General features: G+C 37.2%; 22 protein-coding genes and 1 pseudogene. 21 read left to right on the top strand and 2 right to left on the bottom strand.

Annotated features, from left to right (window positions below; translation table 11 throughout):
- Positions 1-42 precede the first annotated feature (42 nt).
- The 3 genes from tdcB (at position 43) to ACZDYH_RS12240 (ending at position 3,187) form a co-directional block, all read left to right on the top strand.
- Positions 43-1,044: a bifunctional threonine ammonia-lyase/L-serine ammonia-lyase TdcB gene (tdcB, locus tag ACZDYH_RS12250; protein ID WP_000632955.1), complete on the top strand. Its 1,002-nt coding sequence runs from the start codon at positions 43-45 to the stop codon at positions 1,042-1,044.
- Positions 1,045-1,275: 231 nt separating this feature from the next.
- Positions 1,276-1,746, top strand: a complete 471-nt coding sequence (locus ACZDYH_RS12245) for a MarR family transcriptional regulator (RefSeq protein ID WP_001030904.1) — start codon at positions 1,276-1,278, stop codon at positions 1,744-1,746.
- A 205-nt stretch (positions 1,747-1,951) separates the two neighbouring features.
- Entirely contained in the window at positions 1,952-3,187 is a 1,236-nt protein-coding gene (locus ACZDYH_RS12240; RefSeq protein WP_048656574.1) for an MFS transporter, read from the top strand.
- Positions 3,188-3,339: 152 nt separating this feature from the next.
- On the opposite strand, the pseudogene ACZDYH_RS12235 reads toward ACZDYH_RS12240, so the two are convergent.
- Positions 3,340-3,408, bottom strand: a pseudogene (locus tag ACZDYH_RS12235) (YkvA family protein); the annotation flags it as partial.
- Positions 3,409-3,786: 378 nt separating this feature from the next.
- On the opposite strand from ACZDYH_RS12235, the gene ACZDYH_RS12230 reads away from it, so the two are divergent.
- From ACZDYH_RS12230 to ACZDYH_RS12220, 3 genes are all read left to right on the top strand, one after another.
- Positions 3,787-4,944, top strand: coding sequence for an AimR family lysis-lysogeny pheromone receptor (locus tag ACZDYH_RS12230; protein WP_474886356.1), 1,158 nt, complete (start codon positions 3,787-3,789; stop codon positions 4,942-4,944).
- A 1-nt stretch (position 4,945) separates the two neighbouring features.
- Positions 4,946-5,101, top strand: a complete 156-nt coding sequence (locus ACZDYH_RS12225; protein ID WP_176524318.1) for a hypothetical protein — start codon at positions 4,946-4,948, stop codon at positions 5,099-5,101.
- Between the two features lie 143 nt (positions 5,102-5,244).
- Complete coding sequence (locus tag ACZDYH_RS12220; protein WP_000712297.1) at positions 5,245-5,418, top strand: hypothetical protein; 174 nt, start codon at positions 5,245-5,247, stop codon at positions 5,416-5,418.
- A 22-nt stretch (positions 5,419-5,440) separates the two neighbouring features.
- Here ACZDYH_RS12220 and ACZDYH_RS12215 read toward each other — a convergent pair whose 3' ends face one another.
- Positions 5,441-5,779: a helix-turn-helix domain-containing protein gene (locus tag ACZDYH_RS12215; RefSeq protein ID WP_098430480.1), complete on the bottom strand. Its 339-nt coding sequence runs from the start codon at positions 5,777-5,779 to the stop codon at positions 5,441-5,443.
- A 266-nt stretch (positions 5,780-6,045) separates the two neighbouring features.
- On the opposite strand from ACZDYH_RS12215, the gene ACZDYH_RS12210 reads away from it, so the two are divergent.
- The 15 genes from ACZDYH_RS12210 (at position 6,046) to ACZDYH_RS12140 (ending at position 14,952) form a co-directional block, all read left to right on the top strand.
- Positions 6,046-6,354 (top strand): helix-turn-helix transcriptional regulator, encoded by a 309-nt coding sequence (locus ACZDYH_RS12210; protein WP_474886355.1) that lies wholly within the window; start codon positions 6,046-6,048, stop codon positions 6,352-6,354.
- Positions 6,355-6,359: 5 nt separating this feature from the next.
- A complete protein-coding gene (locus ACZDYH_RS12205) occupies positions 6,360-6,509 on the top strand; it encodes a hypothetical protein (protein ID WP_170962309.1) in 150 nt (49 codons plus the stop codon).
- A 23-nt stretch (positions 6,510-6,532) separates the two neighbouring features.
- The gene (locus ACZDYH_RS12200; RefSeq protein ID WP_172452005.1) at positions 6,533-6,694 is read left to right on the top strand and encodes a hypothetical protein; all 162 of its coding nucleotides are present in this window, start codon (positions 6,533-6,535) and stop codon (positions 6,692-6,694) included.
- Complete coding sequence (locus ACZDYH_RS12195) at positions 6,678-8,234, top strand: AAA family ATPase (RefSeq protein WP_474886354.1); 1,557 nt, start codon at positions 6,678-6,680, stop codon at positions 8,232-8,234. The genes ACZDYH_RS12200 and ACZDYH_RS12195 overlap by 17 nt, the downstream gene beginning before the upstream one ends.
- Positions 8,235-8,247: 13 nt before the next feature.
- Positions 8,248-8,544 carry a hypothetical protein gene (locus ACZDYH_RS12190; RefSeq protein ID WP_071714771.1) on the top strand — a complete coding sequence of 99 codons (297 nt, stop codon included), beginning with the start codon at positions 8,248-8,250 and terminating at the stop codon, positions 8,542-8,544.
- Positions 8,544-8,777, top strand: coding sequence for a hypothetical protein (locus tag ACZDYH_RS12185; protein ID WP_000421150.1), 234 nt, complete (start codon positions 8,544-8,546; stop codon positions 8,775-8,777). Before ACZDYH_RS12190 ends, ACZDYH_RS12185 begins: the two co-directional genes overlap by 1 nt.
- Before the next feature lie 13 nt (positions 8,778-8,790).
- Positions 8,791-9,426: a chromosome segregation ATPase gene (locus ACZDYH_RS12180; protein WP_000273132.1), complete on the top strand. Its 636-nt coding sequence runs from the start codon at positions 8,791-8,793 to the stop codon at positions 9,424-9,426.
- Positions 9,427-9,442: 16 nt separating this feature from the next.
- Positions 9,443-9,808 carry a hypothetical protein gene (locus ACZDYH_RS12175; RefSeq protein ID WP_000334955.1) on the top strand — a complete coding sequence of 122 codons (366 nt, stop codon included), beginning with the start codon at positions 9,443-9,445 and terminating at the stop codon, positions 9,806-9,808.
- A complete protein-coding gene (locus ACZDYH_RS12170; protein WP_221839681.1) occupies positions 9,808-10,866 on the top strand; it encodes a metallophosphoesterase family protein in 1,059 nt (352 codons plus the stop codon). Before ACZDYH_RS12175 ends, ACZDYH_RS12170 begins: the two co-directional genes overlap by 1 nt.
- Complete coding sequence (locus ACZDYH_RS12165; protein ID WP_474886353.1) at positions 10,863-11,153, top strand: hypothetical protein; 291 nt, start codon at positions 10,863-10,865, stop codon at positions 11,151-11,153. Before ACZDYH_RS12170 ends, ACZDYH_RS12165 begins: the two co-directional genes overlap by 4 nt.
- Positions 11,146-11,697: a hypothetical protein gene (locus ACZDYH_RS12160; RefSeq protein WP_242314025.1), complete on the top strand. Its 552-nt coding sequence runs from the start codon at positions 11,146-11,148 to the stop codon at positions 11,695-11,697. The genes ACZDYH_RS12165 and ACZDYH_RS12160 overlap by 8 nt, the downstream gene beginning before the upstream one ends.
- A gap of 9 nt (positions 11,698-11,706) precedes the next feature.
- Complete coding sequence (locus ACZDYH_RS12155; protein ID WP_324656449.1) at positions 11,707-12,225, top strand: hypothetical protein; 519 nt, start codon at positions 11,707-11,709, stop codon at positions 12,223-12,225.
- 83 nt (positions 12,226-12,308) lie between these two features.
- Positions 12,309-13,886 carry a DEAD/DEAH box helicase gene (locus ACZDYH_RS12150; RefSeq protein ID WP_474886549.1) on the top strand — a complete coding sequence of 526 codons (1,578 nt, stop codon included), beginning with the start codon at positions 12,309-12,311 and terminating at the stop codon, positions 13,884-13,886.
- 89 nt (positions 13,887-13,975) lie between these two features.
- Positions 13,976-14,218, top strand: a complete 243-nt coding sequence (locus ACZDYH_RS12145) for a hypothetical protein (RefSeq protein WP_474886352.1) — start codon at positions 13,976-13,978, stop codon at positions 14,216-14,218.
- The gene (locus ACZDYH_RS12140) at positions 14,218-14,952 is read left to right on the top strand and encodes a hypothetical protein (RefSeq protein ID WP_000191309.1); all 735 of its coding nucleotides are present in this window, start codon (positions 14,218-14,220) and stop codon (positions 14,950-14,952) included. Before ACZDYH_RS12145 ends, ACZDYH_RS12140 begins: the two co-directional genes overlap by 1 nt.
- The last annotated feature ends 4 nt before the right edge of the window (positions 14,953-14,956 follow it).

The following is a 14,956-nucleotide window of genomic DNA, read 5'->3' as shown; positions in this document are numbered from 1 at the left end:
CTTACGAAAACTTAGGAATAGAACATTGGAAGAGGTGTCAGTATGATAACTAGAAAACTACCATTACATATAGACGATATTAAAAAAGCTCACAAAATTCTAGATAGAAATGCTCGTAAAACGCCATTAGTAAAATCTTTTTACTTGACTAGTAAAACGGGTGGAGAAATTCATTTGAAATTAGAAAATATGCAATTAACGGGTTCTTTTAAATTTCGTGGCGCATTTAATAAAATGTCGCGGCTCACGGATCAAGAAAAAGAAAGAGGTGTAATTGCATGTTCAGCAGGTAATCATGCACAAGGAGTTGCATTATCTGCTCATTTACTTGGTATTAAGAGTAAAATTGTTATGCCAATTTCTGCACCGCAGGCGAAAGTTGAAGCAACTAAAGGATATGGATCTGAAGTGATTTTACATGGTGAAACCTTTGATGATGCAAAGGCAAAATGTGAAGAAATTATAAGAGAAACAGGTGAAACATACTTACATCCATATGATGATGTAGAGGTAATGGCTGGTCAAGGTACAATTGGATTAGATATTCTTGATGATATGTGGGATGTAGATACTGTCATTGTACCAATTGGTGGAGGCGGAATTATTTCTGGCATTTCTGTAGCATTGAAATCTTTTAATCCATCCATTAATATAATTGGTGTCCAAGCAGATAATGTTCATGGAATGAAGGCATCTTACGATAAAGGAGCAATCGTAGAACACTATGAGGCGCCTACTATTGCAGATGGTTGCGCAGTTAAAATACCAGGTGAATTAACATTTGAAATTGTAAAAGAATTAGTAGATGATATTGTAACTGTATCAGAAAAAGAGCTGGAAGTAGCGATGAAAGATTTATTACAACGTGGGAAAGCTGTTGTAGAAGGTGCAGGTGCATTAGCAACTGCTGCACTTCTTGCAGGGAAAGTTGATAGTTATATAAAAGGGAAAAAAGTAGTGGCTGTTATATCTGGTGGGAACGTGGACTTACAGCGCATATCAAGTGTATGTGAGCACTTTTTTGTCGCTAATGAAGTGAAATAGTTTTATGAAAGAAGAGCTAAGAGAAATGATCTTAGCTCTTACTTTTTGTCTACCGTTTACTGTAAGTAGAAATAAACTTGCAAAATTTACTGTTTAAAAATTATTTTATTTACGCGCCTATTTTTACACATATCTTTAATGTTATAATAATTATTTCAATATTGTCGAAACGTAAGCAGAAATTTAATATAATAGTTTTAATGTGCTAATGAGCGGTGAGGAGGGTAGGGCATGAATAAAGAAGAACAGGTCATGAACGGTTTCAGGGAATTATATAATAAGCTGGTTTGGCTTAATAAAGATAAGATGGAAGAGGGTCTTAAAGGTTTTAAGTCTTCTGAAGTCCACTGCATTGAATATATTGAAAACAATGCAGATTCTAACGTGACACAACTCGCAGAGGCTTTTTATGTGACTCGCGGTGCTATAAGTAGAATGACTAAGAAGCTCATACAAAAAGGCCTTGTTGAAAGCTACCAAAAGTCAGAAAATAAGAAAGAAATTTATTTTAGGCTTACCGAACAAGGGAAAGAAATTTATAAAATCCATGAAAATCTGCACAAAGAGTTTCAAGAGCGAGATAAAGCTGTATTTGAACAAGTAACTGAAGAAGAATTCAACAGTATAATTAGCTTTGTGGAAAAGTATAGTAGACATTTGGATGCGGAAATAAAGAAACAAGGTATACATATTAAATCGTAATATATTTTAATAATAAAGTGAAACTTTAATCAGTGGGGGGCTTCATCTCCACTGATTATCAGCCCTCACCAATCGGGCTTTTACGGGCAGCCTTACTCTAATGAGAATAGGCTGCTTTTTTATTATTTTATTTTTGTTGACTAATCAACAAAATAGAGTTATTATTTTGTTGACAAAGCAACAATTTTTTTAGGAGAGAAGTTAAATGTCTATATTTAGATTGAAAAATGAAAGGGGAACTGAAAAAAGCATAGATAAACATGCTTTACTATTCGGACTTATTTCTGTATTTCTTTGTGGTATAGGTTTCAGTATCATCATGCCTGTAGTTCCATTCTTAGTACAGCCATATATAAGTAATTCAGAAGAACAAGCATTAGTTGTTACACTACTAACTTCCGTATATGCGGCTTGCGTGTTTTTTGCTGCCCCAGTACTCGGAGCTTTAAGCGATAAATATGGGCGTCGTCCATTACTTTTAATATGCTTATTTGGTTCTGCAATTGGGTACTTAGTTTTTGGTATAGGAGGAGCTTTATGGGTACTATTTGCTGGACGCATAATAGAAGGAATAACAGGCGGGAGCATAAGTACTATCTTCGCATATTTTGCAGACATTATTCCAAAAGAGCAGAGAACGAAATACTTTGGATGGGTGAGTGCAGTTGTAGGTGCGGGAACTATCATTGGCCCAACCCTTGGAGGATTACTTGCCAAGTTTGGTGATACTGTACCTATGTATTTTGGTGCAATCATAACGTTAATAAATGTTGTATATGGGATGAAATATATGCCTGAGAGCCTTGAAAAAAATAATAGGTTGAAAGAGATTACGTTTGTAAGGTTAAATCCTTTTGTACAGCTAGCAAACATACTTTCCATGAAAAATTTAAAGTGGTTACTTGTCTCAGCGTTTTTACTTTGGATACCTAACGGATCTTTACAAGCAATTTTCACGCAATTTACAATGGATACTTTCAGTTGGAAACCTGCATTAATCGGACTTATGTTTTCAATTTTGGGCTTTCAAGACATTGTTTCACAAAGTTTTATCATGCCAAAGCTTTTGATCAAGCTTAGTGATAAACAAATAGCAATTCTTGGGATGGTTTCGGAGATTATAGGATACAGTTTTATTGCGGCATCAGCTTTGTTTTCACTCTATCCACTACTTATCGTTGGGATGCTGATGTATGGTTTTGGGGATTCAATTTTCGGACCTTCATTCAACGGGATGCTTTCAAAGTCTGTCAGTTCTAGTGAACAAGGAAGGATTCAAGGTGGAAGCCAATCTATTCAAGCTTTAGCAAGAATGATTGGTCCTATTCTTGGAGGACAAATCTATGTATCACTTGGTCATGCCGCACCTGCTTTTATGGGTATGATTCTTATAGTAGCGGCAATAGCAGTTTTATATAAGGGAACGCATGAAACTGTATAACAGATAGATATAAGAATAAATAAAAGGGAGTCAGAACTTAGGAACAAGTGCTGATTCCCTATTTGTTTACGGTTTGAGGACTAAGAGAAATTCTTTTACTGTTTAGGAATTTATTCTGCAATGCTCTCATGGTAAATGACTAGATAGTTTCATTATGCTTGTGCTGAAGTAAATAATGACTCCATCTTTACTTTGCTCTTCTCTCGAATTTCAGCATCTGCGGTATGCTTATAGGGACAAAAATTATAAACCGAGAAGACAAATAGTCTCCCATTACCCTGAAGTATAATGGGGGAAGTTTCTTGTTGGGATTCTGAAAAATTTAGAAAAAACTTTCTCAACATTGTGTGAGAAAAGAGTGAAACGAATGTTCTAAATTTTATGATAAGATGAAAATAATAAAAAAGAGCAAAAAGACCCACGGCGTTACAGTAGTGCGGTAACACAACTGTGACGTTTTACCCTAGCGAATGTAGGTAAAACTTTCCATGAGTCAGCCTCAAGTATATCATACTTCAAATAGTTTTAAATCCATATGGAACGTTTTCTTGTTGAGAAAATCAGGGGCTGTGTCTTGTGTTCTATTTAGGAGGATACGGATGAGGGCTTTGATGAATGAACTGAATAACACAATTCAGTCAAAAAACATGAGTACAAGAAAGTTAGCGAAAGATACAGGTATTAGTAGAACAACAATTACAAATGGTCTGTCCTTTGTAACTGGAGAAATGAAATTTGATGTTTTTGAAAAATTGGTTCGTCATGTGTATAAAAGTCCCATAGAACAAACAAGAAGGATTAAAGATTTTATTTTAAAGTGTGGAACTAGCTTGAATGTAAGAAAAGCATTGAGCTATTGCCAGGTAGCAGGAGAATACGATCTTATAGATATGTTAATCGAAAAGTTCAAAATGGAAACAAAAGATCCAGATTTCAAGAAGCTTCAAAAAGATGTACGTAAATATTTAAATGTATACAATCTATATAACCATCGGAATATGAATCGAAAAAAAGGACAAAGTCTTCTGGAAGAAATATACAAAACACGTGTTTCATCAGATTTGGAATGTCAGGTATTATTAAATACATTACTAATGGCAGCAGAATATGATAAACAAAGGTATAGCGCTATGTCATCATACGCGGACGCGGCAGAAGCTTATGTCGCTAAGATGGATAACGGTTATATTAAAGATTGTTTATGCATGCAGCATATGGAACGAATTGCGTACACTCAGTTGCATTCCAATGAAATTGATAGCTGTAGAGCTACGTGCTATGCGATTATAAATTCCGAATTGAATTTTACAGTAGTAAAAGCTACAGCATATTGTTGTTTAGGTGAAAGTTATATTTTTGAGAATCCATTAATGGCAGAAAAATATATCTTGAAAGCTATTCAATGCCTTGAAGGTATAAGTTCACCGAAAGGAACTCAAAAATACAACTCTTTTAAAACGACTCTTGCCTTTTTATATATTGAGTTCGGATTTAATTTAGATAATATTGATTTTGATTTTATTAGTGATGGTGATCTTGCTTATTATGAGTGTTTATATGGTGATAAGCAAAATGGTTATAGAATTTTTGAAAGGTTAAAAGATCAAGGTCTATCTGCTTTCCAAATGTACTATCTTTCTAGAATTGAAAATGATACAATTATCGCGAGGGAATCTTTAGAAAAATTTGAAAAAACGGGAAGTATAATATATGCGCAACTTCCGAAGCGCATTTTAATAACTGAAGGAGTGTTGTAAAATGAAAAGAATTTTAGTCACTACATTATGCGCACTTGCGTTATCAATTGGGGTTATCGGTGCTGGTGCAGATCAGACTAAAGATTTAGGTAAAGAAAAAGCTACTGTACATACTAAAGAAGTACAATTAATGATGGTCGATCCCGGTGGGATGTAATATAAATGAATAGTTAAAAAGACGCTACTTATAGTAGCGTCTTTCGTCTTTTATAGGCGTGTCACGTTTTTGGAGGTTTTGGAAAAATTATACCACTTGATACATATTTCACAAATTGGTAAGGATGAAGGGGAGGAAATAAGGTGAAAAAAGAGACGGCCAAACAAGAAACAAAACGCTTAATTAGGGAGTTGTTCGGAGCTGAAAAAGTAAGTTGTGATATGAATTATCTAATGGAGGAGTTGTATAAGCAAGGACAGATTACTCCGGAACAGTACAAACAAATTACAGCTATATTGCAACAAAAAAAGGAATAGCATCTGGCTAATCCTTTTTTACTTATTGCTGCTTTCTTTGTAGGAGTTGTCTTAATAAAACATTAGCAATTTCAGCTTGCTCATCCGTAATTTCTACCCCATCAGAATGAAGTCTGCCTTGATCTAAAAAGTCTTTTACATTAAAGTTAAGACCGTTTGGATTTTCTGTTCTTCCTAAGATGAAGTCTGTAGTAGTATCAAATATGTCTGCTAGCTGTACAAGAACCTCAGCGTTTGGTTTTCTTTTATTTGTCTCATATCCACTATACGTAGAATCATTTTTACCAATACGATCTGCGACTTCTTGCATTGTCCAACCACGTCTATTTCGTAAGAATTTTAATTGAGCTCCTATATCCATACTTTTTACCCCCGTTAAATTCTTTTTTATATTTTTCATCGATTTTATTTTTTATAAATTTTATAAAAATATATAAAACGTTTTTTATTTTTTTATTGTTATCTATATATAAGATAACACTTTATTGGACAATTACACAATGGTAAATACACGCATATTGCAAGTAAAAGTAGGTAGGTGTTTATGAAAAAGTTGAAAAATCACTTTACTTACTTGCAAAAAGCCAGTATAATAAAAATCATTAAAGGTTGTCTGGAGGTGGACATATGAAAAGGACTTGGTTAGCGGATTTACGTGGAAAAAAACGTATGTCGCAGGCGGCTCTAGCGGATAAGGTTAGTGTGACTCCTGGTCATATAGCAGATTTAGAGACTGGTAGACGCGATCCGGGTGGGAAATTAGCCTTGCAAATCGCAATTGTACTTGGGTTCCCTATGGAACATTTTTATTTACCCTCTTACTTGCAAAACGCCAGTAAAAAAGAAATTAGACAATCGTTTGAACTGGGATTTCCACCAGAAGAAGAATTTTTAGAGCATTATCCTCATTACGTAGAAAAAACTGTAGGGGGCTGAGGAGTGTGGGGAAAAAGACATCCGGCTTATACATCCGTAACGAGTACTACGGTACAGAGAAAAAGGAAGTTCTATTTCAAGAAGTTTACGAAAAATATTTAGGTGTTAAAGTAACGGTCACAAGAAAGAAAAAAACAGAAGTAAAGGCAAGTTAAATTATTGAAAGGAGGTGATACACATGCAACGGTACGTGACTTATGCGACTCGGTTAGTAAAAGCAAAAGACGTAAAAGCTGTATGTTGCGAAAGTAAAAATTACTTCAAGAATGGCTCAGAAGAACAAGCGGTAAACATCATGTTAAAGCTAACAGAAAGGAGTGGACGTGTTGGCCAACATTAACGAGATTTTCGTGGAAGGTTTCCAATCACATACGAATAGTCATTTCAATTTAGGAAATGGGCTAAATGTAATTACTGGACCATCTGATAGTGGTAAAACATCCATAATACGAGCGATTCGCTGGGTAGCATTTAACGAACCTCAAGGTGAGGCTTTTGTAAACAAATCAGTTGAACAGGCTACTGTAGCGATTCACATGGATAACGGCATTATTATTTCAAAGCACCGTAGAAAAGGAAAAACATCGTACAGAATCCAAACGGATCCTGGAGATGCGGGAAGTGTATTTGAGAAGTCAGAGGTACCGGAAGAAGTAAAACAATTGCTCGGTATCACAAAGCAAACATTTGGGGATTTTGTTACTGCTTTAAACTTTGCATTCCAGCTTGAAGCACCTTTCTTAATAAGTGAAACACCATCATCGGGTGCGAAAGTTCTAGGTAAGTTAGCAGGAACAGAAGCTGTCGATCTCGCGGTAAAAAGTGTTTCAAAAGATACATACGCAGCAAGGCAAGAGAGGTTACTAGCGGAAAAAGAAATTGAGAGATTAGCAGGTAACTTACTCGAGTACTTGGATGTGGATGATAAAGTACAGCAGTTAAAAACAGCTGAAAGTTTGATGGAACATGTAGAAGAATTGCATAAAAAGAAAGAGGTACTGCAGCAACTACAAACTCAACAACAGATAGCATTTGAAAAATTCCGTGTAGCGTTTGTTGAGGATGAGAGACTCTCAAAAGTGCCGGTTCTTATACAAATACTTGAAGAAACAGAAAAAGACCAGCAGCGTCTGCAAACACTACTGGACTTACAAAAAAGATACGAGTCACTGTCCACCGCCAAGAAGACATTGACTGAAACATTAAAACAATTTGATGGATTAGTAGAAGTAAGTAACTTGTTACAAGATTCTACTAAATCCGAGGAAATATATTCTTTGCTTTCTATCTTATCACAAAACTATAAGAAGTATAGTCAAGTATTACAAGAAGCTCAATTACAGGTCGAGAGGTTAACTGTAATTGAAAACATTAATGTAGCTGTGATTGAAGAGGAAGTAAAGAAAACGGATGAGTTAAAGAAACTCTATGTACAACATAGCGTGGTTAAACAAGGCTACGAAAAAACAAGTAAGGATGTAGAAAGATTATCTGTACCTGGTAATGCGTCAGATCAACTACAAGAATGTGAAACAAGTATTACACAACTAAGTCAAATAAGTGTGCTCTTACAAAAATACCAGAATATACACAATTATTATATGAGCTGGACAAGTCGTGCGGAACATTTAAATGTTCCGAGAGAAGTGGTAATACAGATTGCAAATGCTGAGAACAATGTCACTCATTTAGCTGAATTAAAAGAGTTGTTACGAAACTATATAATCTGGCATCAAAGAGTACGTCATAGTACAAGCACATTGGAACTATATGAAAAGCACATTGACAATTACACAAAGGAATTGGAAGAGACATGGAACGAGGCTGGTGGAGTTTGTCCGCTATGTGAATCGCCGATGTCTTTTGAACATTCTCATTGAGGAGTGATTAGTGTTGGTAAATACAAAAGAAATTGATGAGTACGTTAATACTGTTGGACGTTTAAATACAGCACTTTCTGAAGTGCGGTCAACGTTAGCTGCGCTAGAAAGTGGGGAAGGTCAATTTGAAATAGATCTTCGTAGGCATCATGTTTATCACAGTATTCACAAATTAAATATGGTAAATCGTAAAGAACTGGATACAGTTATTCGCTATGTCATAATTGGGCATTTAAAAGATAAAGAAAAGTTTCTTGAATCAGAGCTACAAAATTTACTATCAAAACAACTTGAAGGGGGAAATGAGTAATGGAATTAAAACAACGTATTGAAATTGCAAAAGCAAATTTAAAGAAAGCAGAAACAGCAAAAATCCAAGCAGAGGCGGAAAAATCTTCAGCTGAAAAGCAATTAACGGAAATCGCTGAACAAATGGCGCAGTACGGGGTAACGCCTGAAACGATCCAGGAAGAAATCAATAAGCTTGATACATCAGTTAAAGAAAACCTGGAGCATGTAGAACGACTCATCCCGCAGGTATAAGGAGGCTATTTTTATGTACGAGCTTCTAAAAGCAAGAGCGGATATCCGTCAGGCAAGCGATAAATTGAAAATGAAAATCGGTCAACGTGATTTGTTAGTTAAGCAACAAAAAAGCGCCGAAGCAAGAAAAGCAAAAGCTGAGGAGCAACTAGGGGAGTTTGATTTAGTACAAATTCTTCTTCAAAAGACAAGTGATTATGCAAGGCAGCAAGCAAAACGTCGTATAGAAGAAATTGTTACGTCAGCTCTTACAGTTGTATTTGATAAAGACTACAGATTCGAAATTGAAATTGCCGTAAAAGGTAATCAACCGGTAGCAGAGTATTGGCTACAGTCTGAGGATGTACGGACACAATTAAAGCCACCTGATTATGATCGCGGTGGTGGTGTAGCAGACGTAGTTAGTTTAGCGCTCAGATTGGCTGTTGGAGAAATTAGTGGTGTAAGAGGACCGTTATTCTTAGATGAGGTTGGAAAGCACGTGAGTCAAGAATACGCACCAAATGTGGCGTATTTCTTGAAGGAGTATAGTACGAAATTTAAACGTCAAATCATTTTAATTACGCACAGTACTCATTTAGCTGAGATAGGTGACGTAGCACTTGGTGTGACTCAAAAACAAGGAAAAAGCATAGTAACTGCTTTATAGAAAGGGAGATTTGGATATGTGTATTAAGTGCTTAGTAAAAGAATTAGCTGCAACGGTAGCAGGTGTAGAAGTGACAGAGGAAGTTGTAGGTAAAGCAACTGAAGAACAAGTACGCGAGTTACGTAGAATTCGTAAAGAAACGGAAGCTATTAAGGAAGTTGTAGCTAAGGAATTAAAGGCTGAACTTGAACCAATTAAAGAAAAATATAAAAAGAAATTAGAAAATGCAACAAAAGGATTAGAGGAATGGCACGATGCAGTATGGGCTGACATTCATTCTGAATTGGGTGTTAACGGTAAAGATGATTTGACGTTAGATGCTGAGACAGGTGAAATCACAAAACAAGTTATCAAGAAAAAAGAATCAAGTAACCTTCACTGATGCACCACATTGTTGAAGGTGGAATTACTTTAGATACAACGTTACGCGAAGTACGAAAAAGCAGAGGTGAGAGTATGAAGTTTCTATATTTCGGTGATCCACATATACGAGGTACAAACCCTCGTAATCGTAAGGATAACTACAAAGAGGCTTTAATTGCGAAGTTCCGTGAGGTTTTTGCTTTAGCTAAATACAAAGGTGTGACAGCAATTATTCAACCTGGAGATACGTTTGATAGGCCTGAGGTTACAACAAGCGTGTTATTAGAATTCGCAAAGGTATTGAAAGAGAGTCCAGTTCCAATTTATACAACAGCTGGTAATCACGATATTTACGGGTACAATCTTGCAACGTATGAACGGACAAGCCTTAGAGTACTGGAGTTAATCGTTCCACAGCTTACAGTCATTAATGATCCTGGACAAGCTCATATGTTTCATCAAGATGGTAATCATGTACAGCTAACATTTACACCATACAGTGACCGAATTGATAAAGCTGGATATGGTTATTCTCCAGAAGTTATTGAAGATTATGAGTCAACAAAAATACACGTAGCACACGGCATGCTACTTGATCACGATCCACCTTTTGACCGGTACACAAAAGTACAGGATGTAAAAACAGAGGCGGATTTGGTTTTGTGTGGCCATGACCATACAGGTTTCGGTATCTATGAACGTTCTGATGGAAAAGTTTTTGTGAATGATGGAAGCCTGACACGATTATCAGCGTCAGAGGCTGAGATGCGAAGACAGATTTCTGTTCTTCTAATCGATGTGAAAGCACCCCGTGTTTTTGATTTAGAACGGATTCCGCTTCAAAGTGCAAAACCTGGTGAAGAAGTACTTGACCGTAGCCGGATTGAAGCTGAGAAGAAACGAGCGTATGCGATGGAGGAGTTTGCCTCATTAATTCAAACGGAAACAGGAGAAGATGTGCTAGTTGATATTAATACGATTGTTGAAAGTATAGCGAAGACAGATTGTATTAATCCTGATGTGGTGGAAATAGCGTTAACAAAAATAGCGGAGGCAAAGGAGGGATTACGGGCGTGATTGTTACTAAACCGCAATTTGATGAAAACGAATTAGGTGAAGGTACACCGGTGCAATTATGTATTTCTAGTAAAAAAGAGAAAGACTGTAAAACAAATTGGAACGGTATTGTAGTTGGTTTTACTCCTCTAAAGTTGAAGGTTGCTGGCTACACACCGAAGTGGGCTTTAGATATCGAAATTGTAGAAATCAGTATTGAACAGGTTTTAAAAGAAAAAGTATCAATTGAAAAATTGGTTCGACCGATACGTTGCACAAATCCTGAGGAGGATTCAATAAATGACTGAATTAAATAATCAAATTCGTAGCTTACAAGAAGTCCATGGGAAAGAAAAGTTACTTGCTGCCGCAACTGAAATTTTAGGTAAGAAAGTACCGACTGACTACGTTCGAGTATTAGATCCACTTGAATTACAAGCATCATTACAACAAATAGATGCTGCAGTACAAGATGTTCTTGAAAAAGGTAAGGCGCGTGAAGAAGCTTATGGAAAGAAAGCTGAACTAATTAAACAAAAAGTGAAACTTAAAACAGCTGTAGAGTTAAAAGAAGCTGAAGCATTTATGCAGATTCAAGGTGAAGGCCGTAACCAATACGCTTATGTGAATGATCAGAAAGTAGCTCTAACGAATGATACGTTACGTGATGCGTACCGTCTGCATTACAGCAAAGAAGAACGTCAACAACTTACAGACGTAGAGCAAGAGCTGGCGTCCATTGATATCAAAATTTATCAAACAAAAGATGCTTGGGAAACAGCTAAAGAATCAGCGGATCTTGTAAAAGCAAAAGCTTATGTGCAAGCGAATCTACTGAAGTTTTTGGCATAGGAGGTTGCTATGGATCCAAAACAAACAGCAATGAGGAATAAACAGCGTGAACGTCAACAACGTGGAGATGACTTCCAAGCTGAAATCAGAAGAAGCTGGAGGCATGTTCCTAATGTATGGCGCATGAGAATAGCGGATGGTGCAGGTGCAACCCGTCCAGGCGATGAGATTGTACTAACATCTGAAGTAAATATATTAGCGGAAATGAAACGTACAGAGAGTCGTAGATTTTCACTAGATTATATGAGACCGAATCAGATTATCGGTTTACGAGACTTTGATCAAATTATTGAAAAGAATTTAGGTTTAGTGTTTATCAGTTTTCTAAACGAAAGCAAGGGGCTCGACGAGGCTTACGCATTCAGACTTATTACAGCTCTTATTCATATGAAAAAACGAAACGTGAACCATATAAAACTTGAAGAATTTCAAAGTCAGACGGTTCCCTGTGTACCACTTCCAAGACTTACATACCACGAACCTTCTTACGATCTATTGGGGGTGCTCGCTTGCTACAAATCTTTGTAAAACACAACATCCGAATAAGAGGTGCTAGTACACCTCTTAAGGCAGCAATTACTAAGGCGCTATCATTTGATAATCCAGCGTATTTGAAAGCAAAAAAACAACGTAGACCAACATGGGGCGTACAAGCAAAACTTGAATTGTTTGTATATGACAGAGGCGATATTGTTACGCCTCGAGGTTTCTTGTCAAAGCTAGAAGAGGTACTGAAAAACTTAGGTTACGACCCAAGTAAAGTTATTACCTCACAGATTTCATATGGCCGAGATGTTAGTTTCGGGGAATGGGATGACGGGTTTGTATTAAAAGAGGACCAGACACCGATGGTTGAAGCACTTATGCAAGAAAACGGAATAGGTGTAGCACCGGCTGGTTCAGGTAAAACCGTAATGGGCATGCGCTACATTTACGAAAAGGGTAAAGCAGCATTATGGCTTACGCATACAAAAGACTTAATGTATCAATCCGCAAAGCGAGCTAAGGCTACAATGCCTGATATCGGTCGTATCGGATTTTTCGGTGACGGCGTGCATGACTGGGGAGACGGTAAACTAATCGTTGCTACAGTACAAACCTTGCAGCGAAATCCACAAATAATCGATGCACTAAATGATTTTATCGGGACGGTAGTAGTGGATGAAGCCCATCACTTTCCAGCAATACAATTCATTGAAACGGCTGGGAAGTTAACGGCTGAAAATGTGATCGGCCTCACCGCAACACCTTCCCGAAAAGATGGATTAGAAATCTATATGTACAACGGTGTAGGTCCAAAAGTGTATGAGATTAGCAGAGACGGAATGTATGAAGCTGGGAGACTGATAAAACCGACAGTGAAATTCGTATATACCGAGTTCAATTACGAGACGGCAAGTAACCGTAACGAGATTGATAGTGTGGATGCTGGTGGAGAAGATCTTGATTACACAGATCTAATAAGGCACCTCATTTCTGATAAAAAGCGTGCGAAGTTAGTTGCTGAGAATATTGTTGAGTCTGCAAGTTTAGGGCCATCTATTGTTATAACAGAATCAGTTCGCTACTGTTTCGTACTTGAAGAACTCGTAAAACGAATGGCAAAAGCTAGATTTGGTATCGATGTTAGAACAGCTGTAGTACACGGAGGTATTAGTCGTTATACCTGGAGAAAAGCAAAAAGCGAAAAGCATGCACAGCAGTTTATCGATAGTGGTTATGCTCTAGATAAAAAGCAAGGTAAGTACGGTTGGCAAGTAAAGGTTGCTCAGTATTCAGAAAAAGAAATTCGTGAATGGCAAGTAACAAAACAGCAACGTAAAGACATTTTAGAAGCTTGCGACCGAAAAGAAGTAGATATTTTGTTTGCCACTCAGTTAGCGCGTGAAGGACTGGACATGCAGCATTTAGTAGTTGGTCACATGGTAATGCCGAAACGTGGTGACTCCCGTGAGAGTAATAGTGGTTCATCAGTAGAGCAAGAAATTGGACGTATCATGCGTCCAGATCGGAACAATCCGGATAAAGAAGCGTACTGGTTCGATTACGTTGACTACAATGTTGGAGTATTTAAGGACCAATATCACAGCCGTAGGAAAGTATACAGCAGAATCGGGTTAACGGTACCAAGAAAGCCGAAAACAGAACGCGATACAGTGGCTAATTTCTTAAATGACATGCCTTGGTGAAAGGGGTGATAACGATGGAAAAGTACGAATATGTGGGTGCGCTTTATGAAATCACAGAACTAATTGCTTCAGCGAAAGAGGTGAAGTAAGTGGGTTTGAAAGAAACAGGTCAAAAAATCGTTAAAAAAGTGATAAGGGTGTTTGCAAGAGGATCCGGTAAAAGTTTATCTCTTCAACGAGGAATCCCGATAATGGTTGAGGTTCCGGAATACGATTCGAAAGATTGCGAGATTTCGTATAACAGAAAAGTAACCTATCGAAAAAAGAAAAGCCAAGCAAAACGAAAAGCATGGAAAAAACATGGCCTACAGGGGCGCGGGAGGAAAAAATAATGACACAAGAAACAAATCAAAATGAAGTAGTGGTACAAAATAACGCGGTGGCGAAAAGAAACGATGGCAGCAATTATATTTCAGCAATTTTAGAAGAAACAAAGCAGGGATTCGTTGAAGCGAATAACGGTCTTGATATGGATTTCGTCCGTATGGGCGAGTGGTTAACGGTTAACAAGAAAGGGAATTTCGTAGAAAAAGATGATGAAAATGTAATGTACGGCGACAATATTGATGTAGTAATCGGATACGGTGAGCAACGTTGGTCTGTATGGGGGAAACAAGATTCTCCTGAAGATGGTCAGTTGATCGTGGCGGAAAAAACAAAAGAAGATGCGGAAGTTGTATTCAATCAATGGCTAGCTGAAAATCCTCAAGCAGAAGAACGTTATGAATTAGATGATATTCAACTTCGCTATATGGCGTCAGTTGTTCCAGTATCAACGTTAAGCCCAGAAGACTTCCCTCGTATCTACTTAATGAGCTTTAGCCCAACAGACACAATTATTTTCGGGCGTTTTGCGATGAATGTGTATACAGGGAAATATAAGGCTCTAGGTGTTCCGTCTAAATTAGGTGTCAATAAAATTGTTACACGCTTAGTAACAACAGAACGTAAAAGTCGTACAAACGCTAGTAACCAGTGGATCGGTATCGACTTCCAACCTGTTGGTGTATTTAAACCAGAAGATTACGGAATTAACGTAGAAGAAACAGAACAAGCTTCAGAATAATTAA

It is taken from the genome of Bacillus sp. EB V-12 (assembly GCF_056158125.1).
The sequence above is the reverse complement of the archived record's forward strand: the minus strand, read 5'-3'. Positions and strand labels throughout refer to the sequence as shown.